The following is a 17,544-nucleotide window of genomic DNA, read 5'->3' as shown; positions in this document are numbered from 1 at the left end:
GATCGAGTTCCTTGCTTTTCTGTACCTGTTTTCCGCTGGGGATGCGCCTCCTGCATCCGTTTTCCAGCGACTGTGTCTTCGCTACGATGCCCGTTGCCGCCGCCGGCAATGAACGTCGCCCACTATTCGAGGGGAACCGGTGCCGGCCCATGGAAGCCAGTCCGCGTTGGGTATGTCAGGGCAATACAACACCGTCCGGCGAAAGAGCGCCGGCACGCCGTCTACCTGCCATGTCTAGTTACGCCAGTCCCCTACCGTATCGAAAAAGAGCAAACCGTACCCGTTCACGGACTTGATCCGCGTCGCAAATCCCGCCAATTTAAGCTGGCCGCGTCAGGCTGGGTTAAGGGCCAGAGCCCGTCCCTTTCGATGGATCGACATTACCGAAATCGCTGTGGATAGGGCAAGGCCACGTCTAACGGATTTTTAAGGAATCTGGTTACCTCGGGCGCGCCGGAGCGCCATGCCGCAACGGCATATTTTGACAAAGCCATTGTGATTCAAACCCTTTTCCGGCGAATATGAAAAAGCCGGGCCGGCGCGAAATATTCTGAAATAATTCGCTTGACAGCCAGTTGTCCTCCCGTCCCTTTGGGGTGCTGTGGACAAGCTGTGGACGACCATGGCTAAGTATCTGAAAAATATAGCTTATTTTTGATAGCTAAGAATTTTAAAGCCGCCATTTTTCAAGCATGTCAACCATCAGCAGGCAGGCATGTGCCGGCAAAGCATTTCGAAGACTGGAATCCACTTTGGGGGCCGTTTCAGAGCAATCTTTTTAAGTACTTGCCGGCAAACGAAAAAAACCCGGCACGATCGGCCGGGTTTTAAAGAAGCTTAGTCTGTAAAGGCGATGTCAGGCCGACAGCACCTTGAGGCGCGCGGCCAGACGCGACACCTTGCGGGACGCGGTATTCTTGTGGATCACGCCCTTGGTCGCGGCACGCATCAATTCCGGCTCGGCGACCTTGAAGGCGGCCTGTGCGGCAACCTTGTCACCGGAGGCGAGTGCCTCCTCGACCTGGCGGACGTAGGTGCGCACGCGCGAGCGGCGGTTCTTGTTGATCGCCGCGCGACGGACGATCTTGCGCGTTGCCTTTTTGGCCGAGGATGTGTTGGCCATGATGCCTCTCTTCTGATCTGGTCGGCGCACGCGGCATGCCGCAGGGCGCAAAAACAAACGGGCAGCCACAGGGCCGCCTCGGTTGGTGCGGCTTATAGTTCAGCTTTTCCGGCGCGTCAACGCTGCTTGGCGTTCTTTTTGGCCGACGCCACAGGGTTTCGATAGCGGGCCGGCAACGCTCTACCGATTGGTGAAATTCGGCTTCCGCTTTTCGGCGAAGGCCGCCATGCCTTCCTTCTGGTCTTCGAGCGCGAAAAGCGAGTGGAATAGGCGGCGTTCGAACCGCAATCCCTCGGCCAGCGTCGTCTCATAGGAACGGTTGACGGCTTCCTTCGCCATCATCACCGACGGCAGCGAGAAATCGGCGATCTTGGCCGCCGCCTTGACTGCCTCCTCGACAAGCTCGGCCGCGGGCACCACCCGCGACACCAGGCCTGAGCGCTCGGCTTCCGCTGCATCCATCATCCGTCCGGTCAGGCACATGTCCATCGCCTTCGACTTGCCGACGAACCGGGTCAGGCGTTGCGACCCGCCCATGCCAGGAATGACGCCGAGCGTGATTTCGGGCTGGCCGAATTTGGCGGTGTCGGCGGCAATGATGAAGTCGCACATCATTGCCAGCTCGCATCCGCCGCCGAGCGCATAGCCGGCCACTGCCGCAATGATCGGCTTTCGCGTCCGGGTGAACTCTTCCCAGCCGACGAAGAAGTCCTGGCTGTAGGCGTCCACATAGGAGATCGCCTGCATCTCCTTGATGTCGGCACCAGCGGCAAAGGCCTTGTCGGAACCGGTAAGACCATGGCGCCGATGCCGGGATCGGCGCCGAAACCGTTCAAGGCTGCGACGAGTTCAGCAAGGATCTGGGAATTCAGCGCATTGAGCGCCTTTGGCCGGTTCAATGTGATCAGTGCGACCTTGCCGCGCGTCTCGGTGAGGATCGTTTCGTAGGCCATGGTTGCTTCTCCTCGCTAGACCCCGGTCCATCTTTTTGTTCTGACGCAATTCCGGACGGAAAACCGTTCACACTTTTCCTGGAATTGCTCTAACTCAGCTCTGACACGTCCGGCAATAGAAGGTCGAGCGTCCGCTCTGCACGATGCGCTCGATGTGGCCGCCGCAGCCGGGCTTCGGGCAAGGCTCACCCTCGCGGTCGTAGACGGCGAAGGAATGCTGGAAATAGCCCAGCGACCCGTCGGTGTGCACATAATCGCGCAACGACGACCCGCCGGCGGCGATGGCATCCGATATGACCGAGCGGATCGCCTCGGCCAGGCGTTCGCTTTGTTCCCTGGCCTTCTTGCCCGGCTTGGCGATGGTGCCCGCCTCGCGCAAGGGCGACAGTCCGGCACGCCAGAGCGCCTCCGAGACGTAAATATTGCCAAGTCCGGCGATCAGCTTCTGGTCGAGAAGCGCTGCCTTCAGCGGCGATCTGCGGCCTTTCAGCAACGAGGCGAGCAGCACGCCGTCCAGCGCATTGCCCGTCGGCTCGACGCCCAGTCCGGCCAGCATCGGATGCGTCTCCGGCGGTCCTTCCGCAAACAGCATGAAACCGAAGCGGCGCGGGTCGTTGAAGATCACGCGGGACCGGGCGCCGTTGGCGGCGACGACATCGAACACGACATGGTCGTGCGCCGTGCCTTTCGAGCGTTCGTGGTGGAACACGCCGGGTGTCTCGCCGTCGTCGTCGGTCTCGATGCGAAAGGAGCCCGACATGCCGAGATGGCAGATCAGCACCGGGCCGTCCTGCACATGCATGGTCAGATATTTGGCCCGGCGACCGAGCGCCGTGATGGTCCGGCCGGTCAGCCTTTCCGAAAACCGTTCGGGAAAGGGAAAGCGCAGATCCGGCCGTCGCGCCTCGACCTTGGTCAGACGGGCACCTTCCAGGACCGGCTGCAGGCCACGCCGGACTGTTTCGACTTCGGGCAATTCAGGCATGGCCGCCAATCATCGCATGGAAAGAAGTGCCGTGGCGGCCGGGCGCCAGCCCGAGGTGTTCGGCGACGGTCTCGCCGATATCGGCGAATGTCGTTCTCAGTCCGATGTCGCCACCGCTCAAACCGGACGCCACGCCGATCACCGGGATGCGTTCACGCGTATGATCTGTCCCTCGCCAGGTCGGGTCATTGCCATGGTCGGCCGTCAGGATGAGAAGGTCGCCCTGCCGCAGCTTTGCGAGTGCTTCCGGCAGCCGCCGGTCGAAGGCCTCGAGCGCGGCGGCATAGCCGGCGACATCGCGGCGATGGCCGAATTCGGTGTCGAAATCGACGAAATTGGCGAAAACGAGATCGCCGTCACCGGCATCATCCATCGCACCGAGCGCCTTGTCGAACATCGCCATGTTGCCGGCGGCCTTGCGCACTTCCGAAATGCCGCGGTGAGCGAAGATGTCGCCGATCTTGCCGACGGCGATAACGCGGCTTCCCCGCGCCGTCAGCCGGTCGAGCAAGGTCGGTTCCGGCGGCGGCACGGCGTAGTCATGGCGGTTGTAGGTCCGCTGGAAGGTGGCGGCGGTCTCGCCGACGAATGGCCGCGCGATCACGCGTCCGATCCTGAGCGGATCGACCAGCCGGCGCACCACCTGGCAGAATTCATAAAGCCGCTCCAAGCCGAAATGGACTTCATGCGCGGCGATCTGCAGGACCGAGTCGACGGAGGTGTAACAGATCGGCTTGCCGGTGCGGATGTGTTCTTCACCCAACCGTTCGATTATCTCTGTGCCCGGCGCATGGCAGTTGCCGAGAATGCCCGAAACCTCGCCCTCGCGGATCATCGCCGCGGTCAGATCAGCCGGAAAGGCGGGCACCGTATCCGGGAAATAACCCCAGTCGAACCGCACCGGCAGGGCCGCGATCTCCCAGTGTCCGGAGGGTGTGTCCTTTCCGCTCGAAACTTCCTGCGCCGCGCCATGGAAGGCATTGGCGATCAGATCCGTCCCGAAATGGGCAAAACCCAATCCTGTCGCCGTCTCGGCCGCCTTGCCAAGCCCGAGCGATGCCATGTGCGGGACAAACAGCGGCCCTTGTCGAAGCCCCTCGCGATCCGCGCGCCCTTCGGCGCAAGCTTCGGCGATGTGCGCGAGCGTGTTGGCGCCGGCGTCGCCATAGCGTTCGGCGTCGGCCGCGCCGCCGATGCCGAAGGAATCCAGGACAAAGAGAAAAGCACGCGCCATCGGGTCATTGTTGCCAGTGTGGACGCTCAGACATAGGGTTCCACGGCGGCATTGGCAATTCGGAAACCAAACGGCAACGGCTTGGCGCGATAGTGGGCATGGATCGAAGAAAACGCAGGACCGTCTTGCCATGAACGCTGCGCTGAAGGCGTGCACCGCTCTCATGGTCGTGCATGGCGCGCTCTGGTGTGGTCCGGCGTGGGCCGACTGGCGCGATGATATCGGCACATTTCGCATCGGCATCGTCGCCGAGCCTGGCGCCGGCAACGCCGTTCCGGGGCTGGCGCTGTTGACGCAATCCTTTACCAACGCGCTGGGCATGAAGGTGGAGTTCGTCGTTGCGCGCGATTATGCGGCACTGATCGAGGCGCAGGCCAACGCCCGGATCGAGTACGCCATCTATTCGGCGACGGCTTACGCCACGGCACTGCAGCGTTGTGAATGCATCGAGCCGCTTGTGGCGCCGGTCGATTCCGACGGTGCGGCGGGCATCCGCTCGGTGCTGCTGACCAGGGACGGCAAGCTGTCCGACCTGGCGGCGATGGTGAAGCACCGGATCGCCATGCCGCCGCCGGACAGCGTGGGGGGTTCGCTCTTGCCGCTGGCGGAACTGGCCGCCGAACACGTCAAGATCACCCAGGATGCCCCGTTTCTGATCCATGCCGATTCGACGTCCGCGGCGGAAACCATGCTTGTCGACGGCCGGGCCGACGCCTCGTTCGGCTGGGTGAGGGCGGCAGCCGACGGCCAGCCGCTGCTATCCGATGGCACGCAGGCAAGGCTCGAAGCAGCCGGCCTTTCGCCGTCGGCTCTCCAGGTCGTGTGGATGTCGGGCCTGCTGAGGTACGGTCCGCATGCCGTACGCACTGATCTCGACCCGGAAGCCAAGCGTCGGCTGACCGTGTTCCTGACCAACCTCAAATCGACGACGCCGGATGTTTACGATCTCCTGGAATCGAAACACTCCGGCGGCTTTCTGACCGTGGCCCCAAAGGATTATTCGACGGCGGAAGCCATCGTGCGCCTGGTGTCAACAGGTGGTGGGCAGCAGTAAACTCTTCAGCAGTCGCCGCAGGGGATCGTCAGGCTTCTGCGCGGGCGCAGATAGTAGGTCTCGCCCATCGGGATCGTTGTGGTGAGGGATTGTGTCAATCCGAGCTTTTGCTGGGTGTCCGACTGCCAGTTGATAATCGGCGAATAGCTCAGATTGCTTTCGACACGAATGAGGAAGGTGCCGGCGACCTTGAGCGTTGCCGGAACCGTGGTGGTCGCCGGCAGGGCGGTGGCGATACTGTAGACGCCATTGGCCACCTTGCGCGACCACACCACGTTCACCTTGGGCGGCGTATCGGTGGTGACCTGTATTGCCGTGATGGTGATGTTCGGCGCCGAGCGGTTGTAGGGCTGAATGGTCGAGGTGCCGATTTTCATGATGGCGTCGAGATCCGCCTTGACGATGGTCGGCTGCTGCGTGACGAGGTCGGCAACCATGCTGCCGATGCGGCTGACCTTCTTGCTGGTCTCGATGGCCTGCGAAGCCTCCATGGTCATGAAGTACATGACCAGCAGGATAGGAACGATAAGAGCGAACTCGACCGCCGCCACCCCACGGCGATTGGAGCAGAATCCGACTGCCTTGCTCCAGAGTCCTGCCATTCCCGGATGTGCCCCCGCACGCATCATGCCATTGCCTTTTTTCTTGTTGGTGCTTCCGTACTCAATTGTCGAACGGCTCGTTCTGCCAGGTCACCGACGCAAAATGCAGCGTCCTGCCACCATTTAGATTGGCCATCGACTTGGCCATCAGATCGGTCACGACAGGCCATTTGTAGAAGACCCGCAGCATGTTCTTCGATTCCGCCAGGCCAGGGGTGTTTGCGAAAGCCTGTGAGTTCGTGCCTTGCATCAGAACGACATCGCCGTTCTGGATCTTGAAGCCCGCGGTGGCCGCGTCCGCGAAAGTCGGATACTCGCGAAGGTCCACGAGCAGCTGATCGGGACAATCCGTCGAGACGATGATCTGCAGCCTGCCGCAAATCAGGGTCGTCAATTTGGTCCCGGCGACATCGGCCGGTCTCAACTGGCCCGTGCGCAACTGGCGCGCAATATCGTCGGTGATGTTGGCCATCACTTCCTGGCCGGCAAAAGAGATGCAGCTTTCAAGGATGCCAAAGACAAGAAGCGCGAACGGCAATGCAAGAATTGCGAATTCGATGGCCGTGCTGCCACGGCGGTTGCGAACGAAGCGCTTCAAAAACCCGGCGCGCTCCACCTTGTGCTGACCTGTCGAGCCGAATTCGTTGCCCATACCTTGTTCCTGCCACCCCTGGACGGTTCCGACAGGTGTATTAGCGCAAACCAATTGAGGTCCGGTTTGAATGATCGTTAAAGTCGGCGCGAGTGTCTTAACCGGCCGGTAACCTGGGCGCATGCCGCGGCCGCGCAGCCTATCTGCTGACGTTCATCTCGGCTTCGGAGGATTTTTCAGCCTCGCTCTTGTAAGAACTTTCGCAATAAGGCGTGCAAGACATGGTCTGGACCTCGGCCCGCCGGTAAATGCGAACCGACGAGGCTGCCTGCCGCACGACGGTAACCTGTGCGTCGACGATCGGGCTGCCCTCCTGGTCGAGAACGACGAGATTGGTGACACCGAAGCCCTTGCCGGTGAGCACGATCGTCGAGGCGTCCTGGACCGAGGCATCTGCGATTGCCGGGTTGCCGACGACGATCGTGTCGGCGGGGCGCGACAGTTTCACGATCTTGGCCTGATTCATGGTGACTTCTATATCGGCAGCGGCTCTGGCGGGCGTGATCAAGCTCGTGGCGGCAAGAAGCACGGCAATCAGGATTGAGGATCTCTGCACGGCCATCGAGGCGCTCCACAAGCAAACTGTTCAACGGAACATGAACGAGATTGGTGAACCAACGGTTAAGTCGGCTTGCTGGTGCCGGATGTGGCGATCGGCATGGTTGCTCGCACGGCCAGATCCACGCCGGGTTGCAAGCTTCCTCAAGCCCTTGCCTTTTGCGGCGTTGGCCCGGGAAACGGCACTTTAGCCGGCGCTTAGCATGGAGTTAACCACGCACTCCGTTCGAGCCGGGAAAGGAATCGGTAAGGCTGTTTATTAAGCCGATCGAAAGAGCTTCTCCCTAGATTGGCAGCATCCGATCAACCATCACAGAAGTTGACGGAAGTGCTGTAACACGTGGAGTAGGAGCTCTCAAATGTCTAACCTTTTTGCACGTTTCGTGAAGGACGAATCCGGCGCGACCGCTATTGAATATGGTCTGATCGCCGCTCTCATCGCGCTTGCCATCATCACCGGTGCCGGCGCCCTCGGCAATGCAATCAACGCCAAGTTCACCTCGATCGGCACCACGCTGAACTCCAGCGGCAGCTGATCTGCCGTACTGCTGACAATCAGCTTGTTTCTTACAGCAAGGGCCGCCCACTGGCGGCCCTTGCTTCGTTTTACCTGGTTTACAGTCAGCTCTGGTTCCGATTTTTAGGGAACCGCCTCATCAATCGTTAATCGAAAATACCTAGGCTTGGCTCACTGCAATTGAACCTTAGGCGCGACACCGATGCTTGAAGCCCTGATCTTCGTCGTCTTTCCGTTCTGCATGCTGTTTGCCGCGATCTCCGACATGCTGTCGATGACGATTGCCAACCGCGTATCGGTGTTGCTTGTCGTCGTCTTCGCGCTGGTTGCGCCGCTGACGGGTATGGAATGGGCAGCCTATGGTTGGCATTTCGCCGCCGGCGCCCTGGTCCTTGCCGTGACGTTCGGCCTGTTCGCGATGGGTGGCATGGGTGGAGGCGACGCCAAGCTGCTGGCCGCGACGGCCGTGTGGATGGGGTTGAACATCCATCTCGTCGAATACCTTGTTGTCTCGACAATGATCGGCGGCCTGCTGACGCTCGCCATCCTGCTTTACCGGAAGTCGCCGCTGGCGGTTATTACCGGCCGCAATGCATTCCTGCGTCATTTCGCGGATGACACGACCGGGGTCCCCTATGGGATCGCGCTCGGCCTTGGCGGCCTGTTGACCTATCCGGATTCGCCCTTGATGGTGTGGGCGCTGGCAAGGCTTGCAAGCTGAACACCATCTGATTTCCGTTACCCCGGACCGCGTTGCCCGACCCCTTTGAAAAAGAGCCGTGGCCGGGTTCTTTGCAGTCGTGGCGGGGCGATCCAGCTAATTTATGTAAACCTTAAATTAATCACGATCGTAAGCATTACATTAACCTTGTTTTGACGATTGCCGCTGCAAAGTCCGGCTTGGCTACGTGGTTTGCCAAGGGCGAGGATTCGGACAGATGCCAGCATCCCGACTGATTATTCTGAGCGTGGCGGTGGCCGCGGCGGGCGGTGCTGGCTATGTCGCAAAAAACATGGTCGTGCCGCCGCCCCCGGTCGTCGTCGATTCCGGCCCCCAGCCTCCCGCCGTATCCCTGCAGGACGTGCTTGTGCTCTCGGGCGATGTCGCGATGGGCAACGCGCTTGAGAACAACATCAGCTGGCAATCCTGGCCGGCCGACGGCGTCAACGCGAATTTCATCACCAAGGGCACCGCTCCCGACGCGCTGGAGAAATTGAAAGGGTCGATTGCCCGTGTGCCGATGTATGCGGGTGAGCCCGTGCGCCGTTCCAAGCTGATCGGCGAGGGGCAAAGCTTCATGTCGTCCATCCTGCCTTCCGGGATGCGGGCTGTCGCCACAACCATATCGGCCGACACGTCGGCCGGCGGCTTCATCCTTCCAAACGATTTTGTCGACGTCATCATGACCCGCAGGGCCGATGCCAGCAGCGGCGGCACCGGTTTCAACACCGAGACCATCCTCAAGAACATCCGCGTGCTGGCAATCGACCAGACGATCCAGGAGGACGAACAGGGCAAGAAGACCAGGGTGGGCCAGACCGCCACGCTGGAGCTCACGCCCAAGCAGGCGGAGATCATCACCGTCGCCCAGCAGATGGCCGATCGCCTGACACTGGCTCTGCGGTCGATCACGGACACCCAGGAAAAGAATGTGGACGAGGCCGACTATCTCGTTTCCGGCAATGGCCGCAAGGGAACGGTGAGACTGATCAAGTCGGGTGAAGTTTCCGAAATAGGGGCAAGGAAATGAGGCTAAGCGGTAAACTGCCGGCAATCGCAGCCGCGGCATTCGGCCTGCTGCTCGTTGGAACGAATGTGCAGGGCGTTGTCGAGGCGAAGAGCACGCAGGTGACGGCTACGACCGCCACCCAGCGCGTCAAGCTTGGCCTCAACAAATCGGTGGTCATAGACCTGCCGAGCGATGCCTACGACATTCTTGTCGCCAACCCGACCGTTGCCGATGCGGTGACCCGCACCGCAAGGCGTATCTACCTGTTCGGCAAGGCGGTCGGCGAGACCAATATTTTCGTCTTCGGTCCGAACGGCGAACAGATCGCCAGCCTGGACCTGGCCGTCGAACGCGACGTCGCCGGCCTGGAGGATTACATCAAGCGCTTTATTCCGACCTCGGACGTCAAGGTGGAACTGCTGAACGACAACGTCGTCTTGACCGGCATGGTCGATACGCCGCTGGACGCCAAACGCGCGGTCGACCTTGCGACGATCTTCGTCTCGGGCGGTGAGGCGACGACCGGACAATATTCGCAGACCGCGGCCGGCGGCTCGGCCCAGAGCGGTGTCGACATCAACAACCCCGACACGCAGCGCCGCGTCTCCAAGATCGTCAACCTGCTGCAGATCGTCGGTGACGACCAGGTCACGCTGAAGGTGACGGTCGCCGAAGTCAGCCGCTCCGTGATGAAGCAGCTCGGTGTCAACATGGTCACGAGTGGCAGCAGCAATGGTATCAGCTGGAACGCGCTGACCTCTCCAGCCTACGGCTTGGGCAAACCCCTGTCGCAGAACTCAGGCTTCGCCTTGGGCAATGCCAATTCACCTTTTCAGGCATACATCAACGCGATGGAGCAGTCCGGTGTCATGAAGACCCTGGCCGAACCGACGCTCACCGCAGTGTCGGGCGAAAAGGCCACGTTCAAGGTCGGCGGCGAGTTCAATCTCATCACCTCGCGTACGAACAATGTCTCAACCGACAACCAAACGGGTCAAGTCACATACACCAACGAAAAGATCGAATATGGCATTGGTCTCGAGTTCCAGCCTGTAGTGCTGTCGGCTGGTCGGATCAGCCTCAAGGTGAGGACTTCCGTGTCTGAGCCGACCACGGAAGGCGCCACCACCTTGGAGGGGGGAGGCAATTTGCCTGGAACCACCTTGTTGTCGATCCGCAAGCGCCTGGCAGACACCACGGTCGAATTGCCTTCCGGCGGCTCCATGATGATCGCTGGCCTCGTGCGCGACGACGTTCGTCAAGCCGTCGCCGGATTGCCGGGGCTGGCCAAGATCCCGGTGCTTGGGACGTTGTTCCGGAGCAGGGACTTCGTGCGCAACGAGTCGGAACTGGTCATTTTTATCACGCCCTATCTGGCGAAGCCGGTGGCACGCAACGATCTCGCCAAGCCGGACGACAATTTCAACCCTGCCAGCGATGGTGCCGCCATGTTCCTGGGCAAGGTCAATCGCGTCTACGGCACCATGCAGACCGACAAGCCCAACGGCCGATACCACGGCGTTGTCGGCTATATCTACAAGTGAATGGGGAAGCGGACATGTCTCAGTCAGCGTCGAAGACAAGGACCATCGCCACGACGATGCGCACCAGCCGTTCGCGAGCCGGCCTGCGGGCGCTGCCGGTCCTCGCTGTGGCGGTGACGGCTTTGCTGGCCGGCTGCGCCCAGCGCGACAGCATTACCGTTGGCGCCATTCCGGACGACTATCGCACCAACCATCCGATCGTCATCGCCGAGAAGAACCAGAAGATCGACCTGCCTGTCGGCGCCGGCGACCGCGGCATGACCGGTTCGCAGCGCGACACGCTCATGGGTTTCCTCGACGGCTATGACAAGAGTGCCGCTCCGACATTGACGATCCAGATTCCCAGCGGATCGGCCAATGAGGTCGCGGCGACGGCGGCCGGCCGTGATTTCGCTAGGCTCGCGGTGGCCAGCGGCATCAAGCGCAACCGCATTGTCGTGGTCTCCTACCAGGCCGGCTCGAGCGAGACATCCGCCCCGATTCGCGTCTCCTATATCGCGGTGAGAGCCCAGACCGACAAATGTGGACGCTGGCCCGACGATCTGGTCGAGACCTCGGAAAACAAGCACTATGCCGACTTCGGCTGCTCCTATCAGAACAATCTCGCGGCCCAGATGGCAAACCCGGCCGACCTGCTCGGGCCGCGCAAGCAGACCACCATCGACGCGGAAAATCGTGGTGCGGTGATCGATGTCTACCGCAGCAGGGGTATTTCGAATGAATTCCTCGGCAATTCAGAAGTGACGTACTGAGCCGAGCCCTCGAGGAAAGAGAAGCCACGGAAAGAGCATGACCATGAGCAACCTTGCCTATGACGCCACCGTGGACGGCGGTGATACATCGCCGCAGGACATCGCAGCGATGCAGGCGTTGCGCCCGGTTCCGCGCATCTCGATCCAGGCATTCTGCGAGACCGAAGGCGTTGCCAATCCGGTCGAGCGCGCCGGCGAGGACCGCCGCATGACCAAGGCGCATCTCAAGGTCCATATGGGCGGCGTTCCCACGGCCATCGAGTTCTATCAGTCGGCGCCGACGCCGAACCTGATCCTGCTGGAGTCACGCAGCGAACCCAAGCAATTGCTGGAGCAGCTCGCCCACCTCTCGGAATACTGCGATCCATCCTCGAAAGTGGTGGTGATCGGCCACTACAATGATGTCGGTCTCTATCGCGAGCTCATCCGCTCCGGCATCTCCGAATATGTCATCGCGCCGGTGTCGATGGCCGACATCGTCAGTGTCGTGTCGTCGATTTTCGTCGATCCGGAGGCCGAACCCCTCGGCCGTTCGGTCGCCTTCGTTGGCGCCAAGGGCGGCGTCGGCTCTTCCACCATCGCCCACAATGTAGCCTGGGCAATGTCCACCCTGTTCAAGTCCGAGGTCGTCGTTGCCGACCTCGACCTCGCCTTCGGCACGGCCAACATCAATTTCGACCAGGATCCGGCACAAGGCATCGCTGAAGCGGTGTTCTCGCCTGAACGCGTCGACGAAGTCTATCTCGACCGGCTGCTGACCCAATGCGCCGAGCACCTGTCGTTGCTCGCGGCGCCCTCGACGCTGGAACGCGTCTACGACTTCGATCCCGATGCCTTTGCGCAACTTGTCGATACCGCGCAGCGCAGCGTGCCGCTTCTGGTGCTGGACGTTCCCCATATCTGGACGGGCTGGGCCAAGAACACGCTGGTCAAGGCCGACGAGATCGTCATCACGGCGACGCCGGAACTGGCCAATCTGCGCAACACCAAGAACCTGGTCGACATGCTGAAGCGGCTTCGCCCCAACGACCCGCCGCCGAAGCTGATCATCAATCAGGCCGGCATTCCAAAGCGGCCGGAAATTTCACCATCCGATTTCGCCGAGCCGCTCGGCCTGACGCCGATGTCGGTCATCGGCTTCGATCCGTTGCTGTTCGGCAATGCCGCCAACAACGGTCGTATGCTCGGCGAGATGGATGCCAAGAATCCGATCGTGGCCATGATCAATGAGATTGCTCATGTGCTGACCGGGCGCAGCGAAATCCGGGCGAAAAAGAAGGCTGGCCTGGGCAGTCTGCTCGGCAAGCTCTCGCGCAACAAGAAGTGACGCAGTGGGGTCGGTAGTCGATCATGTTCGGTAAAAGAGGCAACGACGACGGCAACCGGTTCACGCCGGAATTCCGTCAGCCAGCACCGGCGCCAGTCGCCCCGCCGCCCGCGGGTTCGGCGGACACGGCGGTTCTGGCCGCCCGGCCCGCGGCACCGCCGCAGCCAAGCGCACCTGTCGCGCCGCCCGTGCGCCGCGCGGTCGAGGCGCCGCCCATCGCGCCGGAGGCGAGGCGGGGCCGCGAAAAGAGCGAAACCTACTACGACACCAAGAGCCAGGTTTTCTCGGCGCTCATCGACACGATCGACCTGTCGCAGCTCGCCAAGCTCGAACCCGAAAGCGCGCGCGAGGAAATCCGCGACATCGTCAACGACATCATCGCGATCAAGAACTTCGCGATGTCGATTGCCGAGCAGGAGGAACTGCTCGACGACATCTGCAACGATGTGCTTGGTTATGGGCCGCTCGAGCCATTGCTCGCCCGCGACGACATCGCCGACATCATGGTCAACGGGTCGAAGAACGTCTACATCGAAGTCAACGGCAAGGTCGAGCAGACCGGCATTCGCTTTCGCGACAACCAGCAGCTTCTCAACATCTGCCAGCGCATCGTCAGCCAGGTCGGCCGCCGTGTCGATGAATCCAGCCCGATCTGCGACGCACGCCTTCCCGACGGTTCCCGCGTCAACGTCATCGCCCCTCCGCTCTCCATCGATGGAGCCGCGCTTACCATCCGAAAATTCAAGAAGGACAAGCTGACGCTCGATCAGCTGGTCAAGTTCGGCGCCATTTCCCCGCAGGGAGCCGAGGTCCTCAAGATCATCAGCCGCGTTCGCTGCAACATCGTCATCTCGGGCGGCACCGGCTCGGGCAAGACGACACTGCTCAATTGTCTGACCAACTACATCGACCGCGAGGAGCGCGTCATCACCTGCGAGGACTCGGCCGAACTGCAACTGCAGCAGCCGCATGTCGTGCGCCTGGAAACCCGCCCGCCCAACCTCGAAGGCGAAGGCGAAGTGACAATGCGCGACCTGGTCAAGAACTGCCTGCGCATGCGGCCCGAGCGCATCATCGTCGGCGAAGTACGCGGACCCGAAGTGTTCGATCTTCTGCAGGCGATGAACACCGGCCATGACGGCTCGATGGGAACGATTCACTCGAACAGTCCGCGCGAATGCCTGAACCGTATCGAATCCATGATCGCCATGGGCGGCTATTCGCTGCCGCAGAAAACCGTGCGCGAAATCGTCGTCGGCTCCATCGACGTGATCATCCAGGCGGCGCGTCTGCGCGACGGATCGCGCCGCATCACCCACATCACCGAGGTCATCGGGATGGAAGGCGACGTCGTTATCACCCAGGATCTCGTCCTCTACAACATCAAGGGCGAGGACGCTAACGGCAGGCTGCTGGGCGAACACGTTTCGACCGGTATCGGCCGCCCGCATTTCTGGGACCGGGCTCGCTACTACGGCGAGGAACAGCGCCTCGCCACCGCGCTCGAGGCGATGGAGAAACGTGCTGACTGAGATATCCGCTGGCGTGAAGGTTCTGGTCGATGTTTGGAATTGACGGCACCGTATTGGCGTTTGTCGTGCTCGCCGGCTTCAGCGCCGGCGCGGTCGCCTATGCATTCCTGTTCACCCAGATCAGCAATGAGAAACAGGCAGGCAAGCGGCTTGAAACGATCAAGGCCGCGGAGACGGACCGTTCCATCGTCAAGGCCACGCGCGACCGTGCCGCGGACGCGGCCAAGCGCCGTAAATCGGTGCAGGATTCGCTGAAGGAACTCGACGAGAAGCAGAGAACCAAGGACACCGCCATCAAGAAACCGCCGCTGAAGGCGCAGCTCAGGCAGGCCGGCATGAAGGTTTCGATCGAGCGCTTCTACATTTATTCCGCCATATGCGGCCTCGCGCTGGCGATGGTCGCCTTCGTGGCCGGGGCGCCGCTGCTTGTCGTGCCCGGCGTGCTGTTGGCCGGCGCGCTCGGCCTGCCGCGCTGGTTCGTCTCGTTTCGGCGCACGCGCCGGGTCAAGGCATTCCTCAACGAATTTCCAAACGCCCTCGACATCATCGTGCGCGCGGTCAAGTCCGGCCTGCCGCTGAACGATGCCATACGCCTGATCGCCAACGAATCCCCCGAGCCGGTGAAGACCGAGTTTCGCCGCATCGTCGATTCGCAGCAGATGGGCCTGTCGATCCCCGATGCGACCTTGCGCATGCCCGAAACCATGCCGTGCACCGAGGCGAGTTTCTTCGGCATCGTCATCCAGATCCAGTCGCAGGCCGGCGGCAATCTGTCCGAGGCGCTGGGCAACCTTTCACGCGTGCTTCGTGATCGCAAGAAGATGAAAGCCAAGGTCCAGGCGCTGTCCATGGAGGCGAAGGCGTCCGCCGCCATCATCGGTGCGTTGCCCTTCATCGTCGCTTTTCTCGTCTATCTCTCGAGCCCGAATTACATGTTGCCGCTGTTCAACACGAGTGTCGGCAATCTCATTCTCGGTTGCGCTGGCGTTTGGATGTCGATCGGCATTCTTGTGATGCGCAAGATGATGAACTTCGAAGTCTAGGACCACGGCATGACCGAACAAGTCATCAAATCGCTGACTGATCCGACGCTGCTGATCGCACTGCTGGTCGGCATTGCCGTGTTCGCGACCGTCTTTACGCTGCTGCCGGCGCTTGGCGGCAACCAGCTCAAGGCGCGCATGAAATCGGTCGCGCTGGAGCGCGATGAGCTTCGCGCCAAGCAGCGCGCGCGGCTTGCGACCGAGGCCGATCGCCGCCGCAAGGGTCTGCGCGAGCAACAGTCGGTCGGCATGCGCAACATCGTCGACCGGCTCGACCTGCGGCGCGCCCTGGCCGACGAGAGCACCTTGCAGAAGCTCAAGGTCGCCGGCTTCCGCGGGCAGAACCCGCTGACGCGGTTTCTCTTCTTCCGTCTGGTGCTGCCTTTTGTCGGCTTCGCACTGGCTCTGGTCTACATATTCGTGCTCGGCGGGTTGCCGGACAAACCATTGGTCATCCGGCTGTTCGTCTGCGTCCTCGTTGCCTATGGCGGCTTCTACGCACCGGTCATTTATGTCAACAACCGCGCCACCAAGCGCAAGCAGTCGATCCAGATGGCCTGGCCGGATGCGCTCGACCTGATGCTGATCTGCGTGGAGTCGGGCATGTCGGTGGAGGCAGCACTGCGCAAGGTCGCCGACGAGATCGGCGCGCAGTCGGTGGCTCTGGCGGAAGAATTCATCCTGACCAACGCCGAGCTCTCCTATCTGCAGGAACGCAAGCAGGCCTATGAGAATCTTGCAAGCCGTACCGGTCTGGAATCGGTCAAATCGGTGTCGCAGGCGCTCGTCCAGGCCGAACGCTACGGCACGCCCGTGGCGCACGCTCTGCGCGTGCTCGCCGCCGAAAGCCGCGACATGCGCATGAACGCCGCCGAAAAGAAGGCCGCCGCCTTGCCGCCCAAGCTCACCGTGCCGATGATCCTGTTCTTCCTGCCGGTGCTTTTCGCCATCATCCTCGGCCCTGCCGGCATCCAGGTCAGCCAGCGCGGCATCTTCGGCGATCACTCTGGGGCGGCTGCGCCGTCCAGCCAGTAAGAGACACCGCAATCCTTGCACAAATGCGAAAGCCGCGCTGCATGCAGCGCGGCTTTCTTCTGTTGGCGAAATCGCCGTGTCAGTTGGTTGCCGGCTTCGGCTTGTCCTGATCCTTGAGCTGGCTCCAGGCATTCTGCTGGGCCAGCATCTGCCTGAGATAGGCGACATTGGCCTGTGCCTGTTCAGGCGAGAGTTCCTGCGAGGCGATCTTCTCGGCCTCGTCGAAGCGTCCCTGCAGGCCGACCACCAATGCCAGGTTCTGGCGCACACGGCTGTCAGCGCCGGGCTGCTGGGCGGCCGAACGCATATAGGTCTCGGCGGTGCGCAGATCCCCCTCCAGCACATAGGACATGCCGAGATTGGAGAGCACCGAGGGCTCGTTCGGCTTGAGTTCGAGGGCCTTGCGGTAGAGCTGGCGCGCTTGGTCCTTCTGGCCGATCTGATCAAGGATGGCCGCTTCCGCCGACACCAGCTTCCAGTCGGGATATTCCGGCGTCTGTGCGCGGCGCACGGCGTCGAGGGCCGCCTCGAACTGGCCATTGGCGGCCAGCGCCTTGCCATAGGCGGCGAGCACGTCGCGGTCCTTGGGGTAGGCGATCGCCAGCTTGCGCATCACGGCAAGCGACTGGTCGGCATCGCCGTCCATCTGCAGCGCGGCCGCGAAGTTGGTCGCTATACGCTTGTCGTTGGGGTTCTTGGAATAGGACTGGCCAAGAGCGGCCGTGGCATTGTGCAGTTCTCCCGCCGACATGGTCTCCAGCGGCTTGCCGCCGGTGCGGCCGATCGAGCCGGTGGTCATTCTGCTGGTTCCGCAACCGGCGACGCCCGCCGCCAGCGCCAGCATGAGGGCCGTGGTGACGAGCCGTTTTCCCCTGGAATTCAGTGTCCGGTTGGTCGGCATCA

General features: G+C 61.6%; 17 protein-coding genes and 1 pseudogene. 10 read left to right on the top strand and 8 right to left on the bottom strand.

From position 1 onward, the window contains the following. Positions 1 to 856 precede the first annotated feature (856 nt). The 4 genes and pseudogenes from rpsT to AC0V7N_RS35595 all read right to left on the bottom strand — a co-directional run bounded on the left by rpsT (position 857) and on the right by AC0V7N_RS35595 (position 4,295). On the bottom strand, positions 857 to 1,123 hold the full coding sequence (rpsT, locus tag AC0V7N_RS35610; RefSeq protein ID WP_475453619.1) for a 30S ribosomal protein S20: 267 nt from the start codon (positions 1,121 to 1,123) through the stop codon (positions 857 to 859). Positions 1,124 to 1,303: 180 nt separating this feature from the next. Then, positions 1,304 to 2,076, bottom strand: a pseudogene (locus AC0V7N_RS35605) (enoyl-CoA hydratase). Between the two features lie 94 nt (positions 2,077 to 2,170). After that, positions 2,171 to 3,061: a bifunctional DNA-formamidopyrimidine glycosylase/DNA-(apurinic or apyrimidinic site) lyase gene (gene mutM, locus AC0V7N_RS35600; protein ID WP_475453615.1), complete on the bottom strand. Its 891-nt coding sequence runs from the start codon at positions 3,059 to 3,061 to the stop codon at positions 2,171 to 2,173. Next, complete coding sequence (locus AC0V7N_RS35595) at positions 3,054 to 4,295, bottom strand: phosphopentomutase (RefSeq protein ID WP_475453614.1); 1,242 nt, start codon at positions 4,293 to 4,295, stop codon at positions 3,054 to 3,056. The genes mutM and AC0V7N_RS35595 overlap by 8 nt, the downstream gene beginning before the upstream one ends. Before the next feature lie 130 nt (positions 4,296 to 4,425). Between AC0V7N_RS35595 and AC0V7N_RS35590 the strand changes: the two genes are divergently transcribed. Continuing rightward, on the top strand, positions 4,426 to 5,349 hold the full coding sequence (locus AC0V7N_RS35590) for a phosphate/phosphite/phosphonate ABC transporter substrate-binding protein (RefSeq protein WP_475453612.1): 924 nt from the start codon (positions 4,426 to 4,428) through the stop codon (positions 5,347 to 5,349). A gap of 5 nt (positions 5,350 to 5,354) precedes the next feature. On the opposite strand, the gene AC0V7N_RS35585 is transcribed toward AC0V7N_RS35590, so the two are convergent. The 3 genes from AC0V7N_RS35585 to AC0V7N_RS35575 form a co-directional block, all read right to left on the bottom strand. Next, positions 5,355 to 5,978 (bottom strand): TadE/TadG family type IV pilus assembly protein, encoded by a 624-nt coding sequence (locus AC0V7N_RS35585; protein WP_475453610.1) that lies wholly within the window; start codon positions 5,976 to 5,978, stop codon positions 5,355 to 5,357. 34 nt (positions 5,979 to 6,012) lie between these two features. Continuing rightward, positions 6,013 to 6,603: a TadE/TadG family type IV pilus assembly protein gene (locus AC0V7N_RS35580; RefSeq protein WP_475460671.1), complete on the bottom strand. Its 591-nt coding sequence runs from the start codon at positions 6,601 to 6,603 to the stop codon at positions 6,013 to 6,015. Positions 6,604 to 6,742: 139 nt separating this feature from the next. Continuing rightward, a complete protein-coding gene (locus AC0V7N_RS35575; RefSeq protein WP_027043513.1) occupies positions 6,743 to 7,165 on the bottom strand; it encodes a pilus assembly protein N-terminal domain-containing protein in 423 nt (140 codons plus the stop codon). Positions 7,166 to 7,520: 355 nt separating this feature from the next. On the opposite strand from AC0V7N_RS35575, the gene AC0V7N_RS35570 reads away from it, so the two are divergent. The 9 genes from AC0V7N_RS35570 (at position 7,521) to AC0V7N_RS35530 (ending at position 16,641) form a co-directional block, all read left to right on the top strand. Then, complete coding sequence (locus AC0V7N_RS35570; RefSeq protein ID WP_027043512.1) at positions 7,521 to 7,697, top strand: Flp family type IVb pilin; 177 nt, start codon at positions 7,521 to 7,523, stop codon at positions 7,695 to 7,697. Between the two features lie 183 nt (positions 7,698 to 7,880). Then, complete coding sequence (locus tag AC0V7N_RS35565; protein ID WP_475453607.1) at positions 7,881 to 8,399, top strand: A24 family peptidase; 519 nt, start codon at positions 7,881 to 7,883, stop codon at positions 8,397 to 8,399. A 217-nt stretch (positions 8,400 to 8,616) separates the two neighbouring features. Beyond that, positions 8,617 to 9,429, top strand: coding sequence for a Flp pilus assembly protein CpaB (gene cpaB / locus AC0V7N_RS35560; protein ID WP_475453606.1), 813 nt, complete (start codon positions 8,617 to 8,619; stop codon positions 9,427 to 9,429). Then, a complete protein-coding gene (locus AC0V7N_RS35555) occupies positions 9,426 to 10,952 on the top strand; it encodes a type II and III secretion system protein family protein (protein WP_475453604.1) in 1,527 nt (508 codons plus the stop codon). Before cpaB ends, AC0V7N_RS35555 begins: the two co-directional genes overlap by 4 nt. 14 nt (positions 10,953 to 10,966) lie before the next feature. Then, entirely contained in the window at positions 10,967 to 11,704 is a 738-nt protein-coding gene (locus AC0V7N_RS35550; RefSeq protein WP_475453602.1) for a CpaD family pilus assembly protein, read from the top strand. A 37-nt stretch (positions 11,705 to 11,741) separates the two neighbouring features. Further along, on the top strand, positions 11,742 to 13,031 hold the full coding sequence (locus AC0V7N_RS35545) for a CpaE/TadZ family protein (protein WP_475453600.1): 1,290 nt from the start codon (positions 11,742 to 11,744) through the stop codon (positions 13,029 to 13,031). Between the two features lie 23 nt (positions 13,032 to 13,054). Beyond that, positions 13,055 to 14,563 carry a TadA family conjugal transfer-associated ATPase gene (locus tag AC0V7N_RS35540; RefSeq protein WP_475453598.1) on the top strand — a complete coding sequence of 503 codons (1,509 nt, stop codon included), beginning with the start codon at positions 13,055 to 13,057 and terminating at the stop codon, positions 14,561 to 14,563. A gap of 29 nt (positions 14,564 to 14,592) precedes the next feature. Beyond that, on the top strand, positions 14,593 to 15,606 hold the full coding sequence (locus tag AC0V7N_RS35535) for a type II secretion system F family protein (RefSeq protein WP_475453596.1): 1,014 nt from the start codon (positions 14,593 to 14,595) through the stop codon (positions 15,604 to 15,606). Between the two features lie 9 nt (positions 15,607 to 15,615). Beyond that, positions 15,616 to 16,641 carry a type II secretion system F family protein gene (locus AC0V7N_RS35530; protein WP_475453594.1) on the top strand — a complete coding sequence of 342 codons (1,026 nt, stop codon included), beginning with the start codon at positions 15,616 to 15,618 and terminating at the stop codon, positions 16,639 to 16,641. Between the two features lie 79 nt (positions 16,642 to 16,720). Here AC0V7N_RS35530 and AC0V7N_RS35525 read toward each other — a convergent pair whose 3' ends face one another. Then, positions 16,721 to 17,542: a tetratricopeptide repeat protein gene (locus AC0V7N_RS35525; protein WP_475453592.1), complete on the bottom strand. Its 822-nt coding sequence runs from the start codon at positions 17,540 to 17,542 to the stop codon at positions 16,721 to 16,723. Positions 17,543 to 17,544 lie beyond the last annotated feature (2 nt).

It is taken from the genome of Mesorhizobium kamtschaticum (genome assembly GCF_056174585.1).
This window is presented reverse-complemented; position numbering and strand designations above follow the sequence as displayed.